This window comes from Serratia sp. EWG9 (genome assembly GCF_019913725.1).
In the GTDB taxonomy this organism is placed as follows: domain Bacteria; phylum Pseudomonadota; class Gammaproteobacteria; order Enterobacterales; family Enterobacteriaceae; genus Serratia; species Serratia ureilytica.
Genome location: NZ_JADNRO010000001.1, coordinates 542,280 through 569,076 on the forward strand (window position 1 = coordinate 542,280; position 26,797 = coordinate 569,076).

General features: G+C 61.4%; 24 protein-coding genes. 13 read left to right on the forward strand and 11 right to left on the reverse strand.

Features of this window, described 5'->3' with window-relative positions; genetic code table 11:
- Nucleotides 1–38: 38 nt before the first annotated feature.
- The 6 genes from ITX55_RS02525 to ITX55_RS02550 form a co-directional block, all read right to left on the reverse strand.
- Nucleotides 39–863: a M55 family metallopeptidase gene (locus ITX55_RS02525; RefSeq protein WP_047575890.1), complete on the reverse strand. Its 825-nt coding sequence runs from the start codon at nucleotides 861–863 to the stop codon at nucleotides 39–41.
- 16 nt (nucleotides 864–879) lie between these two features.
- Nucleotides 880–1,935 carry a P1 family peptidase gene (locus tag ITX55_RS02530; protein WP_033650461.1) on the reverse strand — a complete coding sequence of 352 codons (1,056 nt, stop codon included), beginning with the start codon at nucleotides 1,933–1,935 and terminating at the stop codon, nucleotides 880–882.
- 171 nt (nucleotides 1,936–2,106) lie between these two features.
- Nucleotides 2,107–4,206: a peptidase domain-containing ABC transporter gene (locus tag ITX55_RS02535; RefSeq protein WP_108680677.1), complete on the reverse strand. Its 2,100-nt coding sequence runs from the start codon at nucleotides 4,204–4,206 to the stop codon at nucleotides 2,107–2,109.
- Nucleotides 4,199–5,473 (reverse strand): HlyD family secretion protein, encoded by a 1,275-nt coding sequence (locus ITX55_RS02540; protein WP_108680675.1) that lies wholly within the window; start codon nucleotides 5,471–5,473, stop codon nucleotides 4,199–4,201. Before ITX55_RS02540 ends, ITX55_RS02535 begins: the two co-directional genes overlap by 8 nt.
- 260 nt (nucleotides 5,474–5,733) lie before the next feature.
- Nucleotides 5,734–6,057, reverse strand: coding sequence for a hypothetical protein (locus tag ITX55_RS02545; RefSeq protein ID WP_108682301.1), 324 nt, complete (start codon nucleotides 6,055–6,057; stop codon nucleotides 5,734–5,736).
- Nucleotides 6,058–6,322: 265 nt separating this feature from the next.
- A complete protein-coding gene (locus ITX55_RS02550) occupies nucleotides 6,323–7,066 on the reverse strand; it encodes a sulfite exporter TauE/SafE family protein (RefSeq protein WP_108680672.1) in 744 nt (247 codons plus the stop codon).
- A gap of 107 nt (nucleotides 7,067–7,173) precedes the next feature.
- Between ITX55_RS02550 and ITX55_RS02555 the strand changes: the two genes are divergently transcribed.
- The gene (locus ITX55_RS02555) at nucleotides 7,174–8,055 is read left to right on the forward strand and encodes a LysR family transcriptional regulator (RefSeq protein WP_108680670.1); all 882 of its coding nucleotides are present in this window, start codon (nucleotides 7,174–7,176) and stop codon (nucleotides 8,053–8,055) included.
- A gap of 140 nt (nucleotides 8,056–8,195) precedes the next feature.
- Here the strand turns inward: ITX55_RS02555 and dcp are convergent, their stop codons facing one another.
- Nucleotides 8,196–10,397, reverse strand: a complete 2,202-nt coding sequence (dcp, locus tag ITX55_RS02560) for a peptidyl-dipeptidase Dcp (protein WP_089191712.1) — start codon at nucleotides 10,395–10,397, stop codon at nucleotides 8,196–8,198.
- A gap of 106 nt (nucleotides 10,398–10,503) precedes the next feature.
- Nucleotides 10,504–11,418 (reverse strand): LysR family transcriptional regulator, encoded by a 915-nt coding sequence (locus tag ITX55_RS02565; protein ID WP_108680668.1) that lies wholly within the window; start codon nucleotides 11,416–11,418, stop codon nucleotides 10,504–10,506.
- Between the two features lie 103 nt (nucleotides 11,419–11,521).
- Here ITX55_RS02565 and ITX55_RS02570 point away from each other — a divergent pair, with 103 nt between their 5' ends.
- Nucleotides 11,522–12,685 carry an MFS transporter gene (locus tag ITX55_RS02570; RefSeq protein WP_108680666.1) on the forward strand — a complete coding sequence of 388 codons (1,164 nt, stop codon included), beginning with the start codon at nucleotides 11,522–11,524 and terminating at the stop codon, nucleotides 12,683–12,685.
- Here the strand turns inward: ITX55_RS02570 and guaD are convergent.
- On the reverse strand, nucleotides 12,670–13,986 hold the full coding sequence (guaD, locus tag ITX55_RS02575) for a guanine deaminase (RefSeq protein WP_108680664.1): 1,317 nt from the start codon (nucleotides 13,984–13,986) through the stop codon (nucleotides 12,670–12,672). The two genes, ITX55_RS02570 and guaD, sit on opposite strands and share 16 nt — an antisense overlap.
- A gap of 427 nt (nucleotides 13,987–14,413) precedes the next feature.
- Here guaD and fecI point away from each other — a divergent pair, with 427 nt between their 5' ends.
- The 5 genes from fecI to ydfG all read left to right on the forward strand — a co-directional run bounded on the left by fecI (nucleotide 14,414) and on the right by ydfG (nucleotide 19,952).
- Nucleotides 14,414–14,938, forward strand: coding sequence for a ferric citrate uptake sigma factor FecI (fecI, locus tag ITX55_RS02580; RefSeq protein WP_033650469.1), 525 nt, complete (start codon nucleotides 14,414–14,416; stop codon nucleotides 14,936–14,938).
- Nucleotides 14,935–15,891 carry a ferric citrate uptake sigma factor regulator FecR gene (gene fecR, locus ITX55_RS02585; RefSeq protein ID WP_108680662.1) on the forward strand — a complete coding sequence of 319 codons (957 nt, stop codon included), beginning with the start codon at nucleotides 14,935–14,937 and terminating at the stop codon, nucleotides 15,889–15,891. Before fecI ends, fecR begins: the two co-directional genes overlap by 4 nt.
- Nucleotides 15,892–16,005: 114 nt before the next feature.
- Entirely contained in the window at nucleotides 16,006–18,357 is a 2,352-nt protein-coding gene (fecA, locus tag ITX55_RS02590; protein WP_108680660.1) for a TonB-dependent Fe(3+) dicitrate receptor FecA, read from the forward strand.
- Between the two features lie 198 nt (nucleotides 18,358–18,555).
- A complete protein-coding gene (locus tag ITX55_RS02595) occupies nucleotides 18,556–19,077 on the forward strand; it encodes a GNAT family N-acetyltransferase (protein ID WP_108680658.1) in 522 nt (173 codons plus the stop codon).
- 125 nt (nucleotides 19,078–19,202) lie between these two features.
- The gene (ydfG, locus tag ITX55_RS02600) at nucleotides 19,203–19,952 is read left to right on the forward strand and encodes a bifunctional NADP-dependent 3-hydroxy acid dehydrogenase/3-hydroxypropionate dehydrogenase YdfG (protein ID WP_108680656.1); all 750 of its coding nucleotides are present in this window, start codon (nucleotides 19,203–19,205) and stop codon (nucleotides 19,950–19,952) included.
- Between the two features lie 36 nt (nucleotides 19,953–19,988).
- On the opposite strand, the gene ITX55_RS02605 is transcribed toward ydfG, so the two are convergent.
- Entirely contained in the window at nucleotides 19,989–20,315 is a 327-nt protein-coding gene (locus ITX55_RS02605; RefSeq protein ID WP_004938563.1) for a YnfA family protein, read from the reverse strand.
- A gap of 148 nt (nucleotides 20,316–20,463) precedes the next feature.
- Between ITX55_RS02605 and ITX55_RS02610 the strand changes: the two genes are divergently transcribed.
- Nucleotides 20,464–20,832: a DUF1283 family protein gene (locus ITX55_RS02610; protein WP_089191705.1), complete on the forward strand. Its 369-nt coding sequence runs from the start codon at nucleotides 20,464–20,466 to the stop codon at nucleotides 20,830–20,832.
- 89 nt (nucleotides 20,833–20,921) lie between these two features.
- The gene (locus tag ITX55_RS02615) at nucleotides 20,922–21,221 is read left to right on the forward strand and encodes a DUF1161 domain-containing protein (protein ID WP_033642988.1); all 300 of its coding nucleotides are present in this window, start codon (nucleotides 20,922–20,924) and stop codon (nucleotides 21,219–21,221) included.
- Nucleotides 21,222–21,271: 50 nt separating this feature from the next.
- Here ITX55_RS02615 and ITX55_RS02620 read toward each other — a convergent pair whose 3' ends face one another.
- Nucleotides 21,272–22,759 carry an MDR family MFS transporter gene (locus ITX55_RS02620; protein ID WP_033642987.1) on the reverse strand — a complete coding sequence of 496 codons (1,488 nt, stop codon included), beginning with the start codon at nucleotides 22,757–22,759 and terminating at the stop codon, nucleotides 21,272–21,274.
- 508 nt (nucleotides 22,760–23,267) lie between these two features.
- Between ITX55_RS02620 and ITX55_RS02625 the strand changes: the two genes are divergently transcribed.
- From ITX55_RS02625 to osmV, 4 genes are all read left to right on the forward strand, one after another.
- Nucleotides 23,268–23,984 (forward strand): ABC transporter permease, encoded by a 717-nt coding sequence (locus ITX55_RS02625; RefSeq protein ID WP_033642986.1) that lies wholly within the window; start codon nucleotides 23,268–23,270, stop codon nucleotides 23,982–23,984.
- A 64-nt stretch (nucleotides 23,985–24,048) separates the two neighbouring features.
- Nucleotides 24,049–24,906, forward strand: a complete 858-nt coding sequence (locus ITX55_RS02630; protein ID WP_223524993.1) for a glycine betaine ABC transporter substrate-binding protein — start codon at nucleotides 24,049–24,051, stop codon at nucleotides 24,904–24,906.
- 9 nt (nucleotides 24,907–24,915) lie between these two features.
- Entirely contained in the window at nucleotides 24,916–25,566 is a 651-nt protein-coding gene (osmW, locus tag ITX55_RS02635) for an osmoprotectant ABC transporter permease OsmW (RefSeq protein WP_015377782.1), read from the forward strand.
- Nucleotides 25,563–26,702, forward strand: coding sequence for an osmoprotectant ABC transporter ATP-binding protein OsmV (gene osmV, locus ITX55_RS02640; protein WP_108680652.1), 1,140 nt, complete (start codon nucleotides 25,563–25,565; stop codon nucleotides 26,700–26,702). Before osmW ends, osmV begins: the two co-directional genes overlap by 4 nt.
- The last annotated feature ends 95 nt before the right edge of the window (nucleotides 26,703–26,797 follow it).

The following is a 26,797-nucleotide window of genomic DNA, read 5'->3' on the forward strand; positions in this document are numbered from 1 at the left end:
GAGAATCGTGCGGTGCGGGCGGGAACCCGCACCGGGGGTCAGCTCTGCGTCGTCGCCAGATAGGAGAAGACGCTGAGCAGGCGGATTTGCGCCGCCATGTTGTCGCTGTCGAAGGCCACGGTGAGCGCATCCTGGCGCTCCACGCCGGGCACCAGGCTGAACAGATCCGCCAGCACCGGTTTGGCCGCCATCAGCGTCAGCCGGTAAGGCGGCATAAAACGGCGCTCCACCGGCAGTCTGGCGCCCTGGCGCACCTGTTGCATCGCGCGCTCGCGGATCTCGGCGCGCGCCCGCTGTGGGCTGAGCGATTCGGCGGCGGTTTGCGAGAGGGCGCGTTTCACGCAAACATAGCCGGATTGCGGATAACGTTCAGCGATCCAGCGTTGCAGCTCGTCGTCACCGCTCACCAGCCACAGCGGCACGTTTAATTCGGCCGCCGCCGCCGCATACAGATCGCTTTCGCCTACCGCCTCGCCGTTCAGGCTGACGCGATAAAAGGCCCGGCCGTTGATGGTATGCGCCAGCACGCCGCGCTCGCCGGCGGCGCTGTGATAACCGATAAACATCAGGCCGTCGTAACGTTGATGCTGCAGCCCTTCCACCATCGACAGCCCGCGCGGTTTGCCCTGCACCAGGCGCGCCCGCGCATCGATGCGTTCGGCGCGCAGGTTCTGCATCATCGCGTGGCTGTCGGCCACCGTCACCTCGGTGGCGCCGCCGGCAAAAGCGCCGTCGATGGCGGCGTTGACCTCCTGCTCCATCAGCTCGCGCGCCGCCGCATAGTCGGCGTGGGCCGGGTTGCACTGCTCCGGCCGCATCACGCCGGCGATCCCCTCGATATCCGCAGAGATAAAGACTTTCACATCAAGCTCCCGTTATTTAATTTGCCGCCAGCCGATCGAGTAGCGGGCCCAGCGCCACGCGCGCATGCTGCTCGAAGCCGCTGACGCCTTCGGCGCTGAGCAACGCATCCAGCACCGCGTATTCGGTGGCGTCCGCCGCCGCCGCGAACAGCGGCTCCAGCCGTTCGTCCGGCAGCGTCGCCCCCAGCAACCGAGTGGAGAACGCCAGCGCGATGTCGCCGGAGCCGTGCCCCCAATGGCTGCCCACCCGCCCCAGACCCGCGCCCGCGCGGCGGGCGATGCGGTTCAGCTGGCGGCTGTCCAGCGCCCGATCGCAGGCGATGATGATGATGACCGAACCGGCGTCCACCTGCGGCGGCGGATCCGCCAACAGCTTGCCCAACGCCTGGCCGACGCGCACGCCGCTCAGCGTCAGCGAGTCGAGGGTGCCGAAATTGGCCAGCACCAGCACGCCGAGCGTGGTGCCGAGCCCCGGGCAATAGCGCGAAGCGGTGCCGATGCCCCCTTTCAAGCCGAAACTGCTCATGCCGCGCCCGGCGCCGACGCTGCCGCGCGCAAAGCGGGTGGAATGGTTATCCAGCGCGCTGAAGACGTGCTCCTCACGCACCGCCATCGCCTGAATATCGTTGAGGTAGCCGTCGTTGCACTCCAGCACCAGCGGGTTGATGGTGGCGCTGCCGCGGCCGATCTGCGGGTAGCGCCGGCAGCTGCGCCGCACCATGGCGTTGAACAGCGTGCCGACCGCGAAGGTGTTGCTCAGCAGGATCGGCGTTTGCAGCACCCCCAGTTCGTTCAGCTGCACCAGCCCCAGCGGCTTGGCGAAGCCGTTGAGCACCGCGCTGCCGCACGGCAGCGGCTGGTTGAACAGATCGCCCGGCGGCACGATGGCGGTGACGCCGGTCTGACATTCGCCGTCGGCCAGCGTGTGATGCCCGACGCTGACGCCCGGCACGTCGCACAGGGTGTCGGTCGGGCCGGCCGGATAACGCGCGCCCGGCAGGCGGCGGTGGCGCCGCCAATAGCTCAGCAGATTATCGAGGCTTTGTTGTTCAAATGCCTGGCTGTCTGTCATGGTTCCCTCATCCGCCGTTAGCCCATCAGAAAACCAGAATATCGCGCAATGCGCCGCGCCGTAAATTGAAAGCGGAAGCGAGCAGCAAAAATAGCCTTGCCCCATCGCCACTTATTGGGTTTTAGGGAGAAAAGCAATGTAAGTGGCTTGTGGCGCGGGTGATATCCCCCCTTATCCAATATGGATAACCCGATCTGCCGACGCAATGGTCGTTTCACGGTGGGCAATGATCAGCTTAGTGATATTGAGTCTCTTAATTGCCTGATTCACGGCAGCTTCGCTCTCCTTATCCAGTGCACTGGTGGCCTCATCCAGGAACAAAATAGCCGGTTTCTTGTAGATTGCCCGGGCTATGAATAGCCGTTGTTTTTGCCCGCCGGACAATCCTTCCCCCAACTCGCCGATCGGGGTTTCATACCCCATCGGCATGCGCATGATCACCTCATGCAGATAGCTGGCACGGACACAGGCTTCCATCCAGGCATCATCCATCTCGTCCGCGAACCCACAGATATTTTCCCGGATCGAGCCGGAGAACAGTTTGTCGTCCTGCATCACGCAGGCAATCATTTTGTGGTAGTTGTTGATGCCGAGCTGCCGGATATCAACGCCGTTCACCTCAACCCGCCCTGAAGCCGGGGTAAACAGTCCGCACAACACCTTCATCAGCGTGGTTTTGCCGGCGCCGGACGGGCCCACGATGGCCACGCTTTCGCCCGGCGCAACGCTGATGTCCAGGCCATCAAAGATAGCCGGTGACTGGCTGTCGTAACGATAGCTCAGGGCATGGGTCGTCAATCCCAAAGGTTGCAGGCCCGCCGTGTAAGGGTGATCGGGTTTACGCTCCTCCCGCGGATGCAGGGCGATATCGGCAATGCGCTCGTTATGCAGGCTCATCATGCGCAGCTGCAGCAAAAATTCCGTCAGCGACCCGATGCGGTCGGAGAACTGCCCCCGAAAGGCGCCGAACGCCACGAACATGCCGAGGGTCATCTGGTTATCGATCACCAGGCTGGTTCCCAACCACAGAATGACGATCTGGTCACACGCCGCTATGAAGGTGTTGATCCCGCCAAACAGCATGTCCATTCGGGTGACGCGGATCCCCGTGTTGATGGTGTCGATTTCAAGGTTTAGCCAGTGAGCGATGCGGCGTTCTGCCATGCCCTGCATTTTGACGGTAGCGATACCGTACAGCGTTTCCATAAAATACGAGCCGGCCCGAGCCTCTCTCACCAGCGCCTCCTCGGACAGCTGACGGTAATAGCCGTAGGTCAGCAATCGCATCAACACATAAAGCGCGGTGAAAGTGAGCACAACCCAGGTCAGCCAGCCGCCATACAGCGCCATCATCACCAGCACACCGATCACCATGATGCCGTCCATGATGGCGCCGACGATGCTGGTGGTGAAAGTGCTGCGCAGCGTATCCAGTGAACCGAAACGTGACTGAATGTCCCCCAGCTTACGACGTTCAAAGTAACCGAGCGGCAGGCGCAGCAGATGGGTGAACAACCCGGACTGCCACTGAACGTTGATAAGCGTCGCCATGACCAATCCTGACCATGCCCGCACCATGCCGATGGCAGCCCGCAACAAGATAAACAGCATCAATCCGGCGCAAATGAGCGACAGTAACCCACGATCTCCGGCAGGAATAGCGTGATCCATCACCAGCTGCGTGCCGATGGGCATCACCAGGTTGATGGTTTCGAATACCAGAGACAGGCAAAAGATTTTGCCGAGCGCCCCCTTGAGGCCATGCACGCTGCCGATCAGCGTGCGAAGATGAATGCGATGGCGGACGCTGTCGGCGGTGAATTCGCTGCCGGGCCAGGCCTCAAGCGCTACGCCGGTGAAACTGTGCGACAGTTCCGTCAGGCTGACGGCCCGGCGCCCGCGCGCCGGATCATGCAGCACTGCGCGGTGGCCTTTGACGCTGACCAGCACCACAAAGTGGTTGAATTCCCAGTGCAGAATGCAGGGCAGTTTTAGCGCGCCGAGTTCGTCCAGATCCAGAGACAGGGGACGGGTGCTCAACCCCAATTGCTCGGCGATACCGGTCAGTCCAACCAGCGTTGCACCGCGGGTTGACAGGTTGAACTGCCGGCGCAGCGCGATCAGGTCGATATTTTTGCCGTAATAACCGCAGATCATCGCCAGACAGGCCAGCCCGCATTCCGACGACTCGGTCTGGTGCACCATCGAAACCCGGTGGCGCAACCGCAGATCCAGTTGGCTGACCCGTTGTTTGAATGAGGTCCTACTCATTGACTGGCCCCGTCGCGCTGTGTTTCATGTCGTAGAACGGCGACAGCATCCATTGATAAATCTTCCTTTTTTCCAGAAACAGGGTGCTTTGCGCTTTCATGCCGTTTTCCAGGCTCAGGCGTTTACCGTCATAGGCAACGGCCTGTTTCTCCGGCATGACGATCACCTTGTAGTACGGCACGGCGGCGGTCAGCGCCGCTTTGGGCGCTCCCTGATAGGTCAGCATTTCCTGCGGCGAGGCCGGGGCTTTGGAGATGACGGCCACCGTACCGGCAAACTGGCCAAATTTCTCCGCCGGAAAAGCGTCATAGCGCACATTGACCTTATCGCCGGCGACGATGTAGGGGATAGCGTCGTTGGGCACCCACAGTACCAGGGCATAGCGATCGATGTTTTGCGGGATAATCTGCAGCAGACTGTCGCCGACGTTGACCATTTGGCCAACCGTGACGCTCAGCGAATCGATACGGCCGCCGGCCAGCGCGCGAACGATAATATCGCCAGTGGCATCTATGTTTTGCCGCTCCTTTTGCAGCTCGTAGCGCTGCAGCTCCATCTGGTAAATCTGGTTGTCGAATTCGGCAGCCTGGATATGGATCTGGCTTTCCAGCGCGGTGATCTGCAGCGCATTCTGTTCGTTCTGGCCGGACAGGCCCAGCAGGTTGTTCTGCTGCTGGTAATACAGCGCCACCTGGTTGGTGAGCTGATCCTTATTGATCAGCCCCTTGGTCTGATAGTGCCGGTAGTTCTCCATGTTTTCCTTCATGATACGAATCCCTTCCTGGGCGCGTTTGAGGATATCGGTGGAACGGGTGAATGCGGCGGTGTATTGCGCCTTCTGTTGTTCCAGCATGATAAGCGTGGCCTGCTTGCTGCTTTCCAGTCGGTTGATGATTTGCGCAATGCGTGCCAGCTGGCCATCGATATCCCGCCGCTGGTTGTCGCTGATCACACCGCTACGGGTACTCTTGCTGACGTCGATCTGGTAAATGGGGGCACCAGCGGCAATCACCTGCCCTTCGGTGACGAATTGCTTGACCACTATCCCCTGGACGGCGGAATAAACGTTGGCGGCGCGCGGATAAGTGCTGATCTCGCCGGTCACGTTGACCCGCCGGGTATAGGTACCGGCGATCGCGAAGGTGAGAAAGGCGATGAAGAAAAACAGGCAGAACCCTGTCGTGCCCCAAACGGGAATACCGGGTAGCAGAAGCGCCCTGCCACGCCATTTCATTTTCTGATTATCGATCGCTTCCTGGCGAAACATGAGCAGCGTCCCTTAGTGATAGCTAACATTCAAATTCACAGGCTACTGTATTGACAATAAAATAAGCAGAAGGTCAGTTAATTTTGGTGAGAGGATATGAAACCATTACAATAAACACCTTTAAATCTTCTGAGTGAACCTGGCGCCAATAAATTTTACGAACGTATGTTTCACCCAATGGCAGTATCATATCCAGAAAAAAATCAGAGAGATCCAGTTCGACAAGCCTTTTTATTCTTTAAACTCTACAGTATCTACTTCTAACTCATTTTCATCGTGGCAAAATAGACTATCGTCATAACAATGACACAAATAGAACAGAACAATAAATCACCTGAAAAATTTCTCAATGAATCCAAATAATCATTGCTGTTCTTATTTAATTTTTTAATGGCATCGCTTTCGTTATCAGCCTCTACTTCGATATGATGCTTTCTGAACCCCTTCTGCTTCATGTCTTTAATTATTTCTCGTGTAACCATTTCCTTTCTTAGCACTTTTGATTCATCACTCTTTATAAAAACAACATATCTATTCATCATATACCCCATCACCGTTATCAGACGCTCTTTTTCCACTCCCATCTCGATCCTGCCATCCACCCGACATCGCATCGAATTGGCTGCTTAAAATTTCCTTCATCAATGTTCCCCTATGCATTCACTGGGGTTATCCCATTTTTAAAGGGTTATAGTTGAAAAAGTAAAATACACTAATAATACATAACTACTCTGTATTTCATAAAAAATCCAATAAAAAAGCCCATTTTAAACATTGAAAACAATCATATTGAAATAAAAACAAGAATAATATATCGAACCTAATTACACGCACATGCTATCGATTCAATTAATTGAATCGCCAAATAATCTCAACGCCCAAGATTAATAGCCCAATAAAGAAGAGGCGGCGGAACAGCTGCGGGCGACAATGACGACGCACCCTATCCCCCAGCCACATGCCGCCCAACGCTGGCAACAGCGCCAACAGCGAACCGCCGAGCAGCGTGGCGGGCAGCGCCTGATGCCAGGCTAAACCGGCGGCCAGCGCCAGCGTCGAGACGGTGAACGACAGCCCCAGCGCCTGCACCAGATCGTCGCGCGCCAGGCCCAACGCATTCAGGTAAGGCACCGCCGGAATGACGAACACTCCGGTGGCGCCGGTCAGCGCACCGGTCACCAGGTCGCACAGCGGCCCCAACCAGGGTTCCGCCGCAGCGGAAACGCGCCAGTCGAAACGGGTAAAACCCAGCAGCGCATAACCGATCAGACACACGCCCAGCGCCAGCGGCGCCAGGCGGCCGTCGCCGGCAGTGAGCGCCCCCGCGCTCAACAACGTGCCAAGCGTGACACACAGCATCATCGGCCAGAGCCGGCGGCACAGCGTCCCCAGCCGCGCCCCGCACAGCAACTGCCACAGGTTGGTGATCAGCGAAGGCAGCAACAACAACGCGGCGGCCTGACCCGGCGGCATCATCAGGCTGAGCAGCCCCATCGACACGGTCGGCAGCCCCAGACCGATCGCTCCTTTGACCGTGCCGGCCAGTGTAAAAATGCCCGTCAGGGCGATAATCTCGAGTAGCGTCAGCGACATGCGTCTATCCTTATGGCGAATCAACGGCTCGATTGTGGCCGGCGGTATGGCGCGGCACAATGCGGCAATGGCAGAGCCTGCCTGCGGCAAAGACAGAGGGAAAACGCATGCATTTTGACTTTATCGATCTGCGGCTGTTGGCGGCGGTGCTCGAGACCGGCAGCATCACCGCCGGCGCCGAGCGCGTTGGGCTGTCGCTGGCCGCCGCCAGCGCCCGCATGCGCGGGCTAGAGCAACAGGCCGGCGTAGCGCTGCTGACGCGCAATCCGCGCGGCGTCCAGGCGACGCCCGCCGGTGAGCGCCTGTTGCATCACGCGCGAGTGCTCTTACAGCAGCGTGAGCGGTTGCGCGGCGACCTGGCCGAGTTCGCGCCGGGCCAGCGCAGCCGGCTGCGCATCGTCGCCAATACCGTCGCCGCCGACGCTTTTCTGCCGGAGCTGTTGGCGGATTTTCTGGTGCTGCACCCGCATACCGATATCGTACTGGAGGAGCTGCCCAGCCCGGCCATCGCGCAGGCGATCGCTGAACAGGCGGCGGATATCGGCATCGTGGCGGATCACGCCGATCTGCGCGGGCTGACAAGCTACCCTTTTCGCCAGGATCGCCTGGTGCTGGCGCTGCCGCCGGGGCATGCGCTCAGCGGTCGCCGCACGCTCAGCTTTGCGGACGCCCTGCCTTTCGAGTTTATCGGCCTGCCGGAAGAGAGTGCGCTGCAACAGCATCTGGAACAGCTGGCGATACGCAGCGGCGGCCCGATGCGATTGCGGGCGCGCGCGGCTCATTTCGACGCCATCTGCCGCATGGTGCTGCGCGGCGCCGGGCTGGCAGTGGTGCCGGAAGAGAGCGCCCAACGCCATCCGCAAATTCGGCACAGCGCACTGACGTTGACAGACGAGTGGGCGACCCGGCGCCTGTCGATCGCGGTGCGTGACCTGGCGCAGCTGCCGCTGCCGGCGCAGCGGCTGGTGGCGTTCCTGCGCCAAGCCTGAGGCGGCTCAGTGCGCAGCCTCGCCATCTTGTGCCTGCGGTTTCATATTCAGCGATGTGATGTCGCTGAGCGTCGGCCAAGCCTCAAAAGACGAAGGGCGCATAATGCGCCCTTCTGTTTGCTTACCGGGAATGGACGAACTTACTCGTCCTTCAGCCCGCGGTTGATCAGCATCGGCTCGATGCTCGGCTCTTTGCCGCGCCAGTCGATGTACAGCTTCTCCAGATCCTGGCTGTTGCCGCGCGACAGGATCATGTCACGGAAGCGCTGGCCGTTTTCGGCGGTCAGGCCACCGTGTTCGGTGAACCACTGGAAGGCGTCGTCCGCCAGCATTTCCGTCCACAGATAGGCATAGTAGCCCGCGGCGTAGCCGTTACCCCAGATGTGCTGGAAATAGCTGGAACGGTAACGCGGCGGCACGTAGCTGAGATCCACCTTGTCTTTTTGCAGCGACTCGGCCTCGAACTTGTCCACATCCTGCTGCGGCTGATCGGCGGTCAGCATGTGCCAGTGCATATCCAGCAGCGCGGCGGACAGCAGCTCGGTCATGCTGTAGCCCTTGTTGAACTTGTCGGCCTTCTTGATCTTGTCGACCAGTTCCTGCGGCATCGCCTCACCGGTCTGGTAGTGCTTGGCGAAGTGGCTGAACACTTTCGGATCGCTGACCCAGTGTTCGTTGAACTGCGACGGGAACTCGACGAAGTCGCGCGCGGTGTTGGTGCCCGACAGGCTCGGGTATTCCTGATCGGCGAACATGCCGTGCAGCGCGTGGCCGAACTCGTGGAACATCGTGATCACGTCGTCATACGACAGCAGCGCCGGCTGCCCCGGCGCCGGTTTGGTGAAGTTGGCGACGTTGTAGATCACCGGCTTGGTGCCATTGAGCTTCGACTGATCGACAAAGTTGCTCATCCAGGCACCGCCGCCCTTGTTGTCGCGCTTGAAGTAGTCGGTATAGAACAGCGCCAGCGATTTGCCGTCCTTGTCGAACACTTCATACACCTTAACGTCCGGCTGGTAGACCGGAATGTCCTTGCGCTCTTTGAAGCTGATGCCGTACAGCAGGTTGGCGGCGTAGAACACGCCGTTGTTCAGCACGTTGTTCAGCTCGAAGTAAGGTTTGATCTGCGACTCGTCCAGATCGTACTTGGCCTTGCGCACCTGTTCGGCGTAGAACTGCCAGTCCCAGGCCTGCACCTTGAAGTCGCCTTTCTGCTGGTCGATCACCGCCTGAATGTCTTTGGCTTCACGTTCGGCGCGCGCGGTGGCCGCCGGCACGATGTTGCGCATAAAGCTCAGCGCGGCATCCGGCGTCTTGGCCATCTGGTTTTGCAGTTTCCAGGCGGCGTAGTTCGGGTAACCCAACAGCTTGGCCTGCTCGGCGCGCACCTTGGCCAGTCGGGAAATGGTCTGGCGGGTATCGTTGCCGTCGCCCTTCTCCGCCCGCGTCCAGGAGGCGTCGAACAGCGCTTTGCGGGTATCGCGATCTTTCAGGCTCTGCAGCAGCGGCTGCTGGGTGGTGTTCTGCAGCACCAACAGCCACTGTTTCTCCAGCTTGCGCTCGGCGGCCGCCTGCGCTGCCGCGGCCAGCTCACCTTCGGACAGACCGTCCAGCTTCGCCTGGTCGGTTATCGCCAGCGCGCCGTTTTTGCTCGCCGCCAGCAGTTTGTTGGTGAACTGGGTGCTCAGCGTCGCCGCTTCCTGGTTCAGCGCTTTCAGCTTGGCCTTGTCGGCGTCCGACAGGTTGGCGCCCGCCAGCTCGAAGTTCTTATAGGTGACTTCCACCAGCCGACGCGACTCCGGATCCAGCTTCAGCGCATCGCGATCTTGATAGATGGCCTTGATGCGCGCGAACAGCTTGCCGTTGAGCATGATGTCGTCGTTCAGCGCCGCCAGCTTCGGCGAGGTTTCTTCATCCAGCTTCTGCAGCGCATCGCTGGTATTGGCCGAGGTCATGGCGCCGAACACGTTCATCACCCGCGTCAGCAGCGAACCGGCCTGCTCCAGCGCCACGAAGGTATTTTTAAAGTTGGGCTTGGCCGGGTTGTTGGCGATCTTTTCCACCTCTTCCCGCTTTTGCTTGATGCCCGCTGCGATCGCCGGCGCGTAGTCGCTTTCCTTGATCAGGTTGAACGGCGGCGCCTGGAACGGCAGACGGCTTTGATAGAAGAACGGATTTTGGGTCTTTTGCTTGTCGTGCTGATTGGCTTCACCGGTCACGGTAGCCTCCTTCGCCTGGCCGCTGGGCAGCGCGCTATGGTCGGCGTGAGGTTGGGTTTCTGCTGCCTGTGCCTGCGAGCCCAGCGCCATGCCGATCGCCAGCACCAATGTGGATAAACGCATCAAATCGAAACTCCTCCATGTTCACGGAATAAGGTCTCGGGGAATGGCTCCCTCTGAGTCACCTTCTAGCTTAGGCGCAGTTGGCAGTTTGAGCAAAAACAAGTGATTAGAAGTGAGCCGCCTCGCCGATCTGCTGTATCAGAAAGGTCAGCAGCGCGCGTGTTTTGGCCGGCAGATAGCGGCGGCCGGGATACACGGCATACAGCTGCAGCGGCGCCGGCGGCAAGGCCAGCGGTATCTCAACCAAACGTCCGTCGGCCAGAAACGGCCGGCAACCGAGCTCGGAGAGCATGGCGAACCCCACGCCGGCCAGGGCCGCCTTCAGCGCCATCTCCCCGCTATTGACGCGATAGCGCGCATTGACCGGGACGGTAACGAACTTGCCGTCCGGGCGCACGAACTGCCACGGCATGCCCTTCAGCGCATCCACCGTACTGATACAGGGCAATTGCGTGAATTGCTCAATCTCCGCCGTCGGCGGCCACTGCGCCAGCAGCGCCGGCGCGGCCACCACGATACAGGGGAAAGACGCCAGCGGCTGCGCGACATAGTCGCTGTCGTCCAGCATGCCCCGGCTGATCATCACCGCCAGATCGACATCGTCAAGCAGGGACGCCATTCCCGCCAGATTGGTGACGCAGCTGATTTCGATCTGCGGATGCTGCACGGCGAACGCCGCCAGCGGCTCGCCCAACAGATATGGCCCCACTTCATTCGGCACGCACAGGCGCAGCGGCCCACGCAGCTGTTGCTGCCGTTCGCTGAGCGTTTGCGCGGTGTGATCGAGCGACGCCAGCAACGGCTGAGCCCGCTCATGCAACAGTTGGCCGTTCGGCGTCAGCCGCATTGAGCGGGTGCTGCGCTCGATTAAGCGCTGGTCGAGCTGGCGCTCCAGCTGCGAGATAGCGCGGCTGACGTTGGAGGTCGGCATCGCCAGCGCCCGAGCGGCCCCGACGAAGCTGCCTTGCTCCACCACCGCCACGAAAATACGTAACAGGTTTAAATCCAATTTGGCGCGCATGATTATCCCACATTTGATAACAAACCATGCCATTTCTACCACCTAATCCCGCTCAACGCCACGCGCTACACTGCCGGCCTGATTCTGCAACCGATGGATGCTTATGACACCCACGAGAAAGCTGACGGCGATAGCGCTGGTCATCGCCTTTATTCAATTCACCAATGCCCTGGAATACATGGTGTTCAACCCGATATTTCTCTATATGGCCGCCGACTTTTCCGTGCCCGTCAGCTACGCCGGTTATGTCAGCGCGGCCTATACGCTGGCGGCGGTGATTTCCGGCATCGGCGCGTTCTATTGGATCGGCGGCGTTGAGAAGCGGCGTTTTCTGCTGCTCAACGTCGCGCTGCTGGGGGTGACGACCTTACTGATCGCCGCAACCCAGCAGTTTTATTGGCTGTTGGCGCTGCGGCTGCTGGCCGGTCTGCTGGGCGGCACCACGATGGGCGTGGGGATCGGACTGCTGCTCAACGCCGCGCCGGCCGCGCTGCACGGCCGAATGTTGGCGACGGTGATCGCATCTTTTTCGCTGGTGAGCATCGTCGGCATGCCGGGCATGCTGTACCTGTGCGAGGTGGCGAACTGGCGCGTTGCGCTGGTGACTATCGGCGGGCTGTGTCTGCTGGCGGCGGTGTTGGTGGCGCGGTTTATTCCCAGAGATGCGCCGCCGCCACGGACGGCTGCGCCCGCCGCGTTCGATCGCCGGCTGTTGCTGTTCGCCTCCGCCGCCGGTCTGACGCAGTTCAGTCCGATGCTGCTGATCCCGGTGCTGGCGCCGCTGCTCACCCAGCGGCTACAGGCAGCCAATGCGCATTTGTCCTGGTTGTTTCTCATCGGCGGCGTGGCCGGCTATCTGGCGACCGTGCTGGCGGGCCGCTGGCTGCAACGCGTTGGCGCCGTCACGCTGACGGTGAGCGCCACGCTGTTGCTGCTGGGCAGCCTGTGGCTGGCGGCGCGCGGTGGCGATCGCGCTGAACTGTTTATGGTGACGTTTCTCGCGGCGGCCTACGCGCGGCTGGTGGCGATCTCCTCCCTGAGCATGCGCTGGCCGGACAATCGGCAACGCGCCGCCTTCGGCACGCTGCAAACCGCCCTGATACACCTGAGCGCCACGGTGGCCTTCTTGCTCTCTTCCGCGCTGCTGAGCGGCGGCCTCACCCCGCTCAGTTTGCAACGCCTGCTGTGGCTGTGCGCACTGAGCGCCGTCGCCGTCGCGCCGCTCAGCGTTTGGCTGCAGGCGCGGCTGCGTCAGCGCGGCGCCTGATAAACCACCTTACCGTCCACATAGGTGCGATAAATGTTGCGATCGTCCCCCAGGGTCATCAGCACAAACCCTTGCTCCATCAGCGTGGCGCTGTTGGCGTGACGCAGCTGCTGCAGCGGCGTCACCGCCGGATCGAGCACCACGAAATCCGCCTCTTTGCCGACGTTGAAGTTGCCGATTTTGTCGTCCAGCGCCAGCGCGCGGGCGCCGCCCAGGGTGGCATGATAGAACGCTTCTACGGCGGAGAGCCGGTAATGCTGCAGCTGGCCGACCTTGTACGCCTCGCCTAACGTGCGCAGCATATTGAAGGTGGTGCCGGCCCCCACGTCGGTGCCGATGCCGAGCTTCACCCGCTTGCGCCAGGCCTGCTGCAGGTCAAACAGCCCGCTGCCGAGAAACAGGTTGGAGGTGGGACAAAAGGCGATCGCCGAGCGGGTATCGCACAGGCAGTCCCACTCCTGCTCCTCCAGATGCAGGCAATGGGCGAATACGCTTTTATCGCCGGTCATGCCGTAGCGGTGGTAAACATCCAGATAGCTGCGGTGTTGCGGGAACAACGCTTTTACCCAGGCCACTTCCTGCGGGTTCTCGCTCAGGTGCGTCTGCAGCCAAACGTCGGGATATTCTTCGCGCAGCCGCTGCACCTGCGCCAGCAGCGCCGGCGTACTGGTGGGCGCAAAGCGCGGCGTAATGGCGTAACCGAGGCGGCCTTTGCCGTGCCAGCGTTCGATCAGTTCGCGCGTCTGGCGATAACTCTGCTCCGGCGTTTCCAGCAGCGCCTCCGGCGCATGGCGATCCATCATGACCTTGCCGGCGATCAGGCGCATATTCAGCGCTGCCGCCTGGCTGAACAGCGCATCGACCGACTGTGGATGCACGGTGCCGAACACCAGCGCGGTGGTGGTGCCGTTACTCAGCAACTGCTGCAGAAAGAAAGCCGACATCGCGTCGGTGTGCTGCTCACAGTCGTAACGGCTTTCTGTCGGGAAGGTGTAATTGTTTAACCAGTCCAGCAGTTGATCGCCATAGGCGCCAATCATTTCGGTTTGCGGATAGTGGATATGGGTATCGATAAAACCCGGCACGATCAGCTTGTCGCGATACTCCGTGACCGCGAAGCCCGGCGGCAGCAGCGCCTCGCCCTGCCGCCAGCTGCCGAACCAGACGATGACGCCGTCGTTCAGCAGCAGCAAACCGTCGGGAACATGCCGCAGGCGTTCTTCGAGCTGTTGCGGCGCCTCCACACAGGCTGCGATATCAAAAAAATTGCCACGAATAGCCGTGGTGAATTGCAGTGCCATTATTTTCTTCCTTGTGACGACCAACCAAGCTCACCCGCGAAATAACCTGCGCCGATGAAACAAGGCTTTTTTGCCCAAACGCAAAGACCGGCTTAAGCATAGCAAGCCGTATGCCAACAGGCGGCGATAAAATACATTTTTAAATAAAAACAATTAATTAGTAATTAACCTAAAAGCATAGACCGGCGAAAGAGAATAAGACCCACGCTCAGTCTTCGACGGCGGATAAATAGCAACCGTTTGCTTGCCGAAATAACACCGCACCGCTGCACCTTTAATGGGCAAACGACGCTCTTTACGACCGTCCGCTTTATTTCAACACCGCTTCCGGGGGCGGAACCCCAGCCTGGAGGCAACGGCCAAACTTGAAACGATAACTATTCTCAATTATCATCCGCGCATCTTTTTGACCAGCAATGCGAAAACCATGTCCGCCACCGCCTCTGCCCCGCACGCCGCGCTGTCGCGCCTTTACGCCACCCACCACGCCTGGTTGCAGGGATGGTTGCGTCGGCGGCTGGGCTGCGCTTTCGACGCGGACGATGTGGCGCAGGACACCTTTATGCGCCTGCTGAAAAGCGACGCCGCGGCGACCCTGCGCGAGCCGAAAGATTTTCTGGTCACCGTCGCCAAGCGGGTGATGGTCGATCTGTTCCGCCGCAGAACGCTGGAGCGCGCCTATCTTGAGATGCTGGCGCTGATCCCGGAAGGCTACGCCCCGTCGCCGGAGCAGCGCCAGAGCCTGCTGGAAAGCCTGCAGCAGATCGACGCCATGCTCGACGGCCTGGGGCCGAAGGTAAAGCAGGCCTTTCTGTTGTCGCAGCTCGAAGGCCTGGGCTATGCGGACATCGCCGCGCGCCTCGGCGTGTCGGTCAGTTCGGTTAAAAAATACATGGCCAAAGCCACCGAGCATTGCCTGCTGTTCAGCCTCGAAAACGACGTTTATTCATGAGCAACGCCATCACCCCCGAGCAGCGCCAGGCGCTGAAAATGGCCGCACACTGGTATGCCCTGCTGTGCGACGAGCACGTCACCGAACGCCAGCGCCAACAGTGGCAAGCCTGGCACCAGCAGCATGACGATCACCGCTGGGCCTGGCAGCGCGTCGAAGCATTGCAGAGCCAGCTGCAGGGCGTGCCGGGCAAATTCAGCTATCGCACGCTCGATCGCGCCGGCCGTCAATCGGCGATCGATCGCCGCACCCTGCTGAAAAGCCTGCTGCTGTTGCTCGGCGTGGGCGGCGGCGGCTTCTTCTACCGGTCGCCGCTCGGCCAGGAGCTGCGCGCCGACTACCGCACCGCCACCGGCGAAATCAAACCCATTGTGTTAAGCGACGGCACCCAACTGGTGCTGAACACCGCCAGCGCGGTGGACGTGCATTACGACGATCGCCAACGACTGATCCGCTTGCACGCCGGGGAAATCAGCCTGGTTACCGGACGCGATGCCCGGCCGCTGTGGGTGCAGAGCCCGCAAGGGGCGATGCGCGCGCTCGGCACCCGTTTTTTGGTGCGCGAGAGCGGCGGCGAAACGCGCCTGACGGTGCTGGAGCATGCAGTCGAAGCGCAGCTGGCGCAAGACGCGCAACAAAAGCGCCGGGTGAACGCCGGCGAACAGATAAGCTTCAGCGCGGCGGCCTTCAGCGATAAGCAACCGGCTACGGCGGAAGACGGCTGGCTGCACGGGGTGCTGAGCGTCAGCCAGTGGCGGCTGGACCGGGTGATCGCCGAACTGGCGCGCTATCGGCGCGGCCACCTGAGCTGCGATCCGGCCGTTGCCGGCCTGCGCGTCAGCGGCAGTTTCCCGCTCAACGATACCGATCGCGCCCTCGCCCTGCTCAGCCAGACGCTGCCGGTACGCCTGCAAAGCTTTACCCGCTATTGGTTGCAAATCGTCCCCGCCTGAATTTTTTAAATGAAAATGATAAAAAATCGCATTCTTGATTGTCCCTTTTGCTTTGCTCATCCGACTCCCAGGAAAACACTGCAGCAATAAATAAAAAATGATTCAGGAGAAGGTATGAACAACGCTTGGGGAAAGGTCGCTCCGGCTTCGCTTTGGGGAAAACGTGCCACGCCGCTGGCCGTGGCCATTGGCCTGGTCTTCGCTGCACCGCAGATGGCGAGCGCCGCCAGTGCCGCTGCCGCCTATCACATTCCGGCCGGTGAGCTGGACGGCGCGCTGAACGCTTTCGCCGCGCGCGCCGGCATCGCGCTCTCGGTGGACGGCGCACTTACCGCCGGTAAACGTTCGCCGGGCCTGAGCGGCAGCTACGGCGTCGATGACGGCCTGAACGCCCTGCTGGCGGGCAGCGGCCTGCAGGCTAAAGCGCTCGGCAACAACGGCTACACGCTGGCCAAACTGCCGCAGCCGCAGAAAGAAGAGGACATCACCGTGGTCGGCGACTGGCTGGCGGAAGGCCGTCAGGCAGACGTGTTCGAACACCCCGGCGCGCGCGACGTAGTGCGCCGCGAAGACTTCGTCAAAACCGGCACCACCACCGTGCGTGAAGCGTTGAACCGCGTGCCGGGCGTGGTGGCCCCGGAAAACAACGGCACCGGCAGCCACGATATGGCGCTGAACTTCGGCATACGCGGCCTCAACCCGCGCCTCGCCAGCCGCTCCACCGTGCTGATGGACGGCATCCCGGTGCCCTTCGCCCCTTACGGCCAGCCGCAGCTGTCGCTGGCGCCGGTCTCGCTCGGCAATATGGATGCGATTGACGTGGTGCGCGGCGGCGGCGCGGTGCGCTATGGGCCGCAGAGCGTCGGCGGCGTCGTCAACTTCGTTACCCGCGCCATCCCGAAAACCTTCGGCCTGGAGGCCGGCATGCAGGGGCAGCTCAGCCCGACCTCGCGCCAGGATCACCCGAAAGGCACCGGCAACCTGATGATCGGCGGCACCGCCGACAACGGCTTCGGCGCGGCGCTGCTTTACTCCGGCACCCGCGGCAGCGACTGGCGCGAGCACAGCGCAACCAAGATCGACGACGTGATGCTGAAAAGCCGCTACGCCCCGAACGAGGCGCACACCTTCAACAGCCTGCTGCAATACTACGAAGGCGAAGCGAACATGCCGGGCGGCCTGAGCCGGGCGGACTACAACGCCAACCCGTTCCAGTCTACGCGCCCGTACGACAAGTTCTGGGGCCGCCGCCAGTTGGCGAACTTCGGCTACCAATATCAGCCTGATCAGCAGCATAAGTTCGACGTACAGAGCTTCTACACCTACACCCTGCGCAGCGGCTATCTGGATCAGGGCAAGAACCTGACGCTGTCGCCGCGCGAATACTGGGTGCGCGGCGTAGAACCGCGCTACAGCCAGAGTTTCCGCTGGGGAGATTCTGCCCATGAGGTCGGCGTCGGCTACCGTTACGTCAGTGAGTCCACCCATGAGCTGCGCTACACCAGCAAGGCCAGCACCGGCAGGCTGCCGTCCACCGCCAGCCCGTACGATCGCGACACCCAGTCCGGCACCGAGGCGCACGCCTTCTATCTCGACGATCGCATCGACATCGGCGACTGGACCATCACGCCGGGCATGCGCTACGAGTACATCAAGTCGTATCAGAACAACTACATCAAGAATAACCGCCTCGACGTCAGCTATAACGCGCCGCTGCCGGCGTTGAACGTGATGTATCACCTGAACGAATACTGGAACCTGTACGCCAACACCGAAGGCTCCTTCGGCACCGTGCAATACAGCCAGATGGGCAAAGCGGTCGACAGCGGCAAGATTGAACCGGAGAAGGCGCGCACCTGGGAACTGGGCACCCGCTACGCCGGCGATGCGCTGACCGGCGAGATCGGGCTGTTCCTGATCAACTTCAACAACCAGTACGATTCCAACCAGGTGACCGACAGCGTGACCGCGCGCGGCAAAACCCGCCACGCCGGGCTGGAAGGCAGCCTGCGTTACGATCTGTCGCAGCTGACGCCGAAACTGGACGACCTGACCGCCTACGCCAGCTACGCCTACGTCAACGCCACCATCCGCGAAGACGGCGGCTACAAGGGCAACCAGGTGCCGTTCTCGCCGAAGCATAAAGGCACCCTGGGGCTGGACTACACGCCGGGCAACTGGGCGTTTAACCTTAACGGCGAGTACCAATCCAACCAGTTCGCCGACAACGCCAACACCGTGGCGGAAAGCGCCGACGGCAGCACCGGCCGCATTCCCGGCTATATGCTGTGGGGCGTGCGCGCCGCCTATGATTTCGGCCCGGAAATGGCCGGCCTGAATCTGGGCGTCGGCGTGAAAAACCTGTTCAACCACGAGTATTTCACCCGCGCCTATGACGACAACAACAAAGGTCTGTACATCGGCCAGCCGCGCACGATTTATCTGCAAGGTTCGGTGAAGTTCTGATCCTCAACGGCGGGCGCGGTTAACCGTGCCCGCCGCCTTTCCCGTCAACGTGACGACGTCACATAAACCGTTCCTCCGCGTCGCCGCAACGGCGAAAAATAAGTCGCTTCTGACGCCAATACGCGTAATATCGACGATCCGCCCCGATTTATGTGCGCGGATTTTTTGCCGTTATGGCCTGAAAAGCGAGGAAATAAAATGAATCACAATGACCTTTCTCAGTGCCGCGTTGACACCGACCGTTTGTTGATTGCCCCCTTTACCGCAGCAGACGCCGACGATGTTTACCAGGCGATCACCCCCACGCTGACGCGCTTTATGACCTTTGAGCCGGAGGCGTCGCCGGAAGATTTCGCCAACGTCTGGCAAGGCTGGCTGCCGCTGATGCGCGAAGGCGAAGAAGTGATCTTCGTCGCCCGCCGGCACGAAGACCGGCAGTTCGTCGGCGTCGGCGGCGCGCACAACCTGCGCAGCCCCACCCCGGAGCTGGGCATCTGGGTGAAAGAGAGCCTGCATGGCCAGGGCTACGGCCGCGAAATCGTGCAGGGCATCGCGCGCTGGGCCAGCGAGCGCTTTCAGCCGCCGCACTTTCTCTACCCGGTGGCCGAGCAGAATACCGCCAGCCGCCGCCTCGTCGAGTCGCTGGGCGGCGTGCTGGCCGGCAAGCGTGAAAACATCAAGTATGATGCCGTGGTCTACCACCTGCCGCCTCAGCGCTAATCAGCATCGGGCCGCTGGCCCGGTGTGACCTTTTTTCCTTTCCGCCGTGATAACCGCTGCCACTGCCTGCGGGTTTGTGCTAATGATAGAAGCATGTAGGGTAAAAACAGTTGAGGAACAGCAACATGATTATTTTTGTTACCGGCGCCACCTCCGGTTTCGGCGAGGCGATCGCACGCCGTTTTATCCGTGAAGGCCACCAGGTGATCGCCGCCGGGCGCCGCCTTGAGCGTCTTGAAGCGCTGCAGGAAGAATTGGGGGAAGCGCTGCACATCGTGCGGCTCGACGTGCGCAACCGCGCCGCCATTCAGCAGGTGATAGAAGCGCTGCCGGCCGAGCTGCGCCAGATCGACGTGCTGGTGAACAACGCCGGGCTGGCGCTGGGGCTGGAGCCGGCGCACAAGGCCAACGCCGATGACTGGGAAACCATGATCGACACCAACGCCAAAGGGCTGGTGAACATGACCCGCGCGCTGCTGCCGGCCATGGTCGAGCGCAACGTCGGCCACGTGATCAACATCGGTTCCACCGCCGCCAACTGGCCCTATGCCGGCGGCAACGTGTACGGCGCCACCAAGGCGTTCGTCAAGCAGTTCAGCCTGGGCCTACGCGCCGATCTGCACGGCACGCGCATCCGCGTGACCGATATCGAGCCGGGCCTGGTGGGCGGCACCGAGTTCTCCAACGTGCGCTTCAAGGGCGATGACGGCAAGGTCAATAAAACCTACGAAGGCGCCGATGCGCTGACGCCGGAAGACATCGCCGAGTCGGTATTCTGGGTCGCCACGTTGCCGGCGCGCGTCAACATCAACACGCTGGAAATGATGCCGGTCAGCCAGTCCTTCGCCGGGCTGAACATCCACCGCGACGCCTGAGCCCTGTCGGCGGGAGGCGACTCCCGCCGTGTTTCCTCAGGCCGCGCGCCAGCCGGAAACGATAATCAGCATGCCCGCCAGCGCCACCCCGGCGCCGACCCAATCCAGCGCAGACAGCTTCACGCCGTCCACCACTCGCAGCCACAGCAGCGCCGTCGCCACATACACGCCGCCATAGGCCGCGTAGACCCGCCCGCTGGCCGCAGGATGCAGCGTCAACAGCCAGACGAACAGCATCAGGCTCAAGGCCGCCGGCAGCAGCAGCCAGGCGCTGCCCTGCTTCTTGAGCCACAGGTAAGGCAGGAAACAGCCGATAATTTCAGCGAGGGCGGTGGCGAAAAACAACAGCGTAGTTTTTAACATCGGTCGCAGTTTTCTCTCGATAAAGTAAACGAATCGGCGCTTGGCTGGTGAATTCCAGGAGCGCGGTGGTATATTTGTCACCACGCCTGCGGGCGAGGTAACGCCAGTGCCGCCTTCATCAGGCGCACTCACTCATAAGGATGAAACGATGAAAACATTTTCGACCCAACGACTGCTGCGCGGGATGCTGCCGGTCGCCATGCTGGCCGTAATGGGCGCCTGGCAGGCGCCGGCGCTGGCCCTCTCTTGCGCTCAGGGCAGCACCTGCGTCACCGTCGATGGCAAAGGCAGCGGCGCGATGAGCACCGAAGAAGCGCGCCAGAGCAAAGAGCAGTGGAATGATACCAAATCCCTGCGCCACAAGGTTAACACCCGCGTCGAGAAAGAATTCGACAAGATCGATCGCGCGGCGGATGACGAAGATCGCTGCAACGACAGCAACAACGTCAACGCCTACTGGGAGCCGGACACCCGTAAATGTCTGGATCGCCAGACCGGGCGTCGGATTAATCCTTAATCCGCCTGCGGCGGGCGGGCAAGCGTGAAACCCGGCCGCCGTTGCTGCTATCCTGTTACAGGAAGTCCATTGTCTAAAAGGATGACGTGATGAAAAAAACGCTGATATTAACCGCTGTGTTGCTGGCCGGCGCGCCGATAGCGGCCCTGGCCTCCTGCGAAAGCGTGAAAGCGGACATTTCGCAAAAAATCGTCAATAACGGCGTGCCGGAGTCCGGCTTCAAACTGGAGATCGTGCCAAACGATCAGGCCGATCAAGCGGGCGGCCAGGTGGTCGGCCACTGCGAAAACGACACTCAGAAGATCGTCTACACCCGCCTGAACAACGGCGACGATCGCGGTGATGCGGCGCAGACCGGCACCAGCCAGGATACCTCCAACACGCAGTAAGCCGCACCGGCTACCAGGGCGCTCTGCAGCAGCGCCCGCTCCTTCTTTCCTTACGCCTGTTCCGCCTCTTCCTCTTCGCCCTGCGGCCGACAACGCGCCGGGATCAGCATCGCCGCCGCCAGCGCCAGCAACGACACCAGCGCCGAAACCAGAAACACCCAATGCAGCGAAGCCGCCACTTGCTGGGTCAGCTGCGCCAACGCCTCGCTCCCCATGCTCTGGCGCACTGCCGGTTCCATCAGCCGCTGCACCGGATCGTCAATCTCCGGCAAACGCCACTGCAGGTTGAGATTCAGCGTCGCGCCCAAAATCGCGGTGCCGATGGCCGAGCCCACCATACGGGTAAACACCGTACAGGCGGTGGCGATGCCGCGAATGCTGTAATGTGCCGCGTTCTGCACCGAAACCAGAAACGTGGTATTGCACAGCCCCATGCCGGCGCCGACCATAAACGCCGCCACCCGGCCCCACAGCAAGCCGCCCTCCGGCTGCAGCAGCAGCAAGATCAGGCCGCCCGCCACCAACAACAGCGCGCCCAGCAGCGCCGTGGCGCGGTACGAGGTCATCAGCATCAAGCGGCCGCTCAGCGTGCTGGCCAGCGGCCACCCGATCGACATCAGCGCCAGCGTGGTGCCCGCCTCCAGCGGCGAGCCCCCCATCACGCCCTGAATGAAGGTCGGCAGAAAGGCGCTGATGCCCATCATCGCCGCGCCGATCACCAGCCCGCCGATGTTACCGGCGACGATCACCCGGCTTTGCCACAGCGCCAACGGGAACAGCGGTTCGACCGCGCGCCGCTCCTGGCGGACAAGCAGCGCCAGCGCCGCCGCCGCCAGCGCAAACAGCGGCACCACCCACCAGCCCAGGCTTTCCATCTGCAACAGCGCCAACAGCAGCGCCGAAACGAACAGCGTCAGCCAGGCGGTACCGGCCAGATCCAGCGCGTGCTGGCGCAATGGCTGATGCGCCGGCAGATAGCGCCAGAGGAAGAACATCGCCAACAGGCCGATCGGCAGGTTGACCCAGAACACCAACGCCCACGGCAAATGCTGCACGATAAACGCCCCCAACAGCGGGCCGATGATCGCCGACACGCCCCACACGCTCGACAGGTATCCCATCACCTTCGGCCGTTCGGTGGCGCTGTAGATATCGCCGATGATGGTAGAGGCGATCGGCATGATGGCGCCGGCGCCCAGCCCCTGCAGCAGACGAAAGCCGATCAGCCAATACATGTCGGGGGCGAAACCGCACAGTACCGATCCCAACAGGAACAGCGTGGCGCCGAAGAAGAACACCCGCTTGCGGCCGTAGAGATCCGCCAGCCGCCCGTAGATGGGAATGGTGATCGCCTGCGACAGCAAATAGACCGCGAACACCCAGCCCAGCAGCGAGAAACCGCCGAGATCGCCGATGATGGTCGGCATGGCGGTGGCGACGATGGTGGCTTCGATCGCCGACATGAACATCGCCAGCATGCAGGCGATCAGAATCAGCGGGCGGTGAGCGATGGGTGCGGGTGAAACGTTATTTGTCATGGCGTTATGCAGGTTTCCTGGCGTTTTTGTTTTCCCTGAGTATATCAGCAAGCGCCTGCACCGAGTCTATCCGCTCTCACATCCCGTCTTCGCCGACGGCGGATCGCACCATTGGACTTGTTGTTACGGCGTAACGTTATGCGGCGGATTTTTTTCACTTTCCCCCCATCCCAGCGCTGACGCGGGCTGAGACGCCGATCGGCGCAAACTCAATCACCTGATTTTGTTCATAAAACTTGGCACGGTCAACGACAGGGTGCTATACCTTCCCTAGCCGGAGTCGTTGGGCTTCGTGCTTTCTCGGGTTTAAATATCAGTATCTTATGCTGATTAACTCACGTATTGAGCCTACGTTCAGCACGCTGTGCCGAACGCACCCTTCGCTCAATGTCGCTAACCTCATGCGAAACGCCCGTTTTGTACCGCCACGCCCGCCGGGCCGTGGGTAACAATCAGAGCGGAATGCGCCGTCTCGTCGGCCGCTCCGCGCAACGGAGGACGCAACATCATGCACAAGTCAGCGCCATACCGGCGCCTGCTCCTCGGGAGCCTGTTGTTTATCGCCGTCATCGCACTGCTGGTTTACGGCATCGGTTGGGACACCCTCAAGTCGCGCCGGGAAGATTTGATCTACCTCGGCCAACAACACATGTTCCTGGTGGCCTGCTCCATGCTGCTGTCGCTGCTGGTCGGCATTCCCAGCGGTATCTTGCTGAGCCGCCCTTTCGCCCGCCGCTGGGCGGAACACGTGATGCAAATCTTCAACGTCGGCAACACCCTGCCGCCGCTGGCGGTGCTGGCGCTGGCGATGGTGATCATCGGCATCGGCGATCGGCCGGCGGTGGTGGCGCTGTTCCTCGCCTCGCTGCTGCCCATCGTGCGCAATACCTATGCCGGCCTGCGCTCGGTGCCGCCGGCGCTGGTCGAGGCCGCCAACGGTATTGGCATGACCGCCGGGCAGCGGCTGCGCCAGGTCGAACTCCCCAACGCGCTGCCGGTGATCTTCGCCGGGATACGCATCGCGATGGCGATTAACGTCGGCACCGCGCCGCTGGCGTTTTTGATTGGCGCCAGCAGCTACGGCGAGCTGATTTTCCCCGGCATCTACCTGAACGACTTCCCGACGCTGATCCTCGGCGCCGCCGCCACCGCGCTGATCGCCCTGCTGCTCGATCTGGCGCTGGCCGGTCTCGGCCGCCGGCTCAGCCCGCACACCGCATCCTGATGGGAGAAACGCGATGACTCGATGGTTACAACGCCTCCGCCACGCGCTGCTGTTCTCCTTGCTGATGACCGGCGCGGCCGCCTGGGCCGCCCCGCTGACGCTGGCGAGCAAGAACTTTACCGAACAGCGCATTCTGTCGGCGATCACCGTGCAATACCTGCGGGCCAAAGGTTTTCAGGTCGAACCCAAGACCAACCTGGCCACGGTGATCACCCGCAACGCCATGATCAACAAACAGATCGACATGACCTGGGAATACACCGGCACCTCGCTGATCATCTTTAACCACATCAATAAGCGCATGACGCCGCAGGAAACTTACGACACGGTGAAAAAGCTCGACGCCAAACTCGGCCTGGTGTGGCTGCAGCCGGCGGACATGAACAACACCTACGCCTTCGCCATGCAGCGCCGGCGCGCGGAAAAAGAGCAGATCCGCACGATGTCGCAGCTGGTGGCCAAAGTGGAACAGGTGCGTAAAACCGACCCGAAACACAACTGGCTGCTGGGGTTGGATCTGGAGTTTGCCGGCCGCTCGGATGGCCTGAAGCCGATGCAGGCGCTGTACGACATGCCGCTCGATCGCCCGCAAATCCGCCAGATGGACCCCGGCCTGGTCTACAACGCCATTCGCGACGGCTTCGTCGATGCCGGGCTGGTGTACACCACCGATGGCCGGGTGAAAGGGTTCGATCTGCAGGTGCTGGAAGACGACAAAGGCTATTTCCCGAGCTACGCGGTCACGCCGGTAGTGCGCGCCGACGTATTGCAAAACACGCCGGGGCTGGAAGCGGCGCTGAACACGCTGTCGAAACAGTTCAATAACCAGGTGATCACCGAGCTGAACGCTAAGGTGGATATCGACTATCAGACGCCGCAACAGGTCGCCGACGCGTTTCTCAAGCAGCGCGGCCTGATTTAAGGAGGCATGATGAATACCTTACTCTACGCCTGGCAAAACTGGGCCTATATCGCCGGGTTGACGCTGGAACACCTGCTGCTGGTCGGCGTCGCCGTGGGTCTGGCGATCCTGATCGGCGTGCCGCTTGGCGTGCTGATCGTCCGCCACAAATGGCTGGCGACGCCGGTGCTGAGCCTGGCCACGCTGGTGCTGACCGTGCCCTCCATCGCCCTGTTCGGGCTGATGATCCCGCTGTTTTCATTGATTGGCCACGGCATCGGCTACGTGCCGGCGATCACCGCGGTGTTCCTCTACTCGCTGCTGCCGATCGTGCGCAATACCCACACCGCGCTCGACAACCTGCCCGGCGGGCTGCGCGAAGCCGGCCGCGGCATCGGCATGACCTTCTGGCAACGGCTGCGCTGGGTGGAGATCCCGGTGGCGCTGCCGGTGATTTTCGGCGGCATCCGCACCGCCGTGGTGATGAATATCGGCGTGATGGCGATCGCCGCGGTGATCGGCGCCGGCGGCCTCGGCCTGCTGCTGCTCAACGGCATCAGCAGCAGTGACATTCGCCAGTTGATTACCGGCGCCGTGATGATCAGCCTGCTGGCGATCGTCCTCGATTGGTTATTGCACCGCTTGCAAATTGCGCTAACGCCCAAGGGGATCCGCTCATGATTAAATTGGAAAATCTGACCAAACAGTTCATGCAAAAGAACGGCACGCCGTTCAACGCCGTCGACAACATCAATCTGGACGTGCCGGAAGGCGAAATCTGCGTGCTGCTCGGCCCTTCCGGCTGCGGCAAAACCACCACGCTGAAGATGATCAACCGCCTGATCGAACCCACCGGCGGCACCATTCTGATCAACGGCGAAGACACCAGCGAGCTGGATACCGTCAGCCTGCGCCGTAAAATCGGCTACGTCATCCAACAGATCGGTCTGTTCCCCAACATGACCATCGAGGAGAACATCTCCGTGGTGCCGCGCATGCTGGGCTGGGACAAAAAACGCTGCCACGCCCGTGCCGAGGAGCTGATGAGCATGGTGGCGCTGGATCCCAAACGCTTTTTGCACCGCTACCCGAAAGAGATGTCGGGCGGGCAGCAACAGCGCATCGGCGTGATCCGCGCGCTGGCGGCCGATCCGCCGGTGCTGCTGATGGATGAACCCTTCGGCGCGGTGGATCCGATCAACCGCGAAACCATCCAGAACGAGTTTCTCGACATGCAGCGCCAGCTGAAAAAGACCGTGATGCTGGTCAGCCACGACATCGACGAAGCGCTGAAGCTCGGCGATCGCATTGCGGTGTTCCGCCAGGGCAAAATCGTGCAGAACGCCAGCGCCGATGAGCTGCTGGCGCGGCCGGCGAACGAGTTCGTCGCCTCATTTGTCGGCCAGGATCGCACGCTGAAGCGCCTGCTGCTGGTGCAGGCCGGCGACGTGGCAGGCCAACAAGAGACGGTGACGGTGCGCCGGGAAACGCCGCTGGTGGAGGCGTTCGGGCTGATGGACGATATCGACGCCCGTTCGGTGACGGTGGTGGACGCCGACGGCAAGCCGCTGGGCTACGTCAAACGCCGTGAGGCGCGCGGCGCGCCGGGGGTGTGCGCCGACAGCCTGCACCGTTTCCGCGTCACCGCCCGCGCGGAAGAGAACCTGCGCGTGGTGCTGTCGAAGCTGTATGAGCACAATACGTCCTGGATGCCGATCGTCGATGAAGACGGCCGCTACAGCGGCGAAATCTCGCAGGATTATATCGCCGACTACCTCAGTTCCGGCCGCACACGCCGGGTGTTGACACCGCAATAAACCACGCCGGGGCGCTCGCCGCCCCGCCCATGCCGCAGTTTGCTAAAGATTCACTGGTCATCGGCCGGAGCGCCAAGCACAATGCGCTGATGACC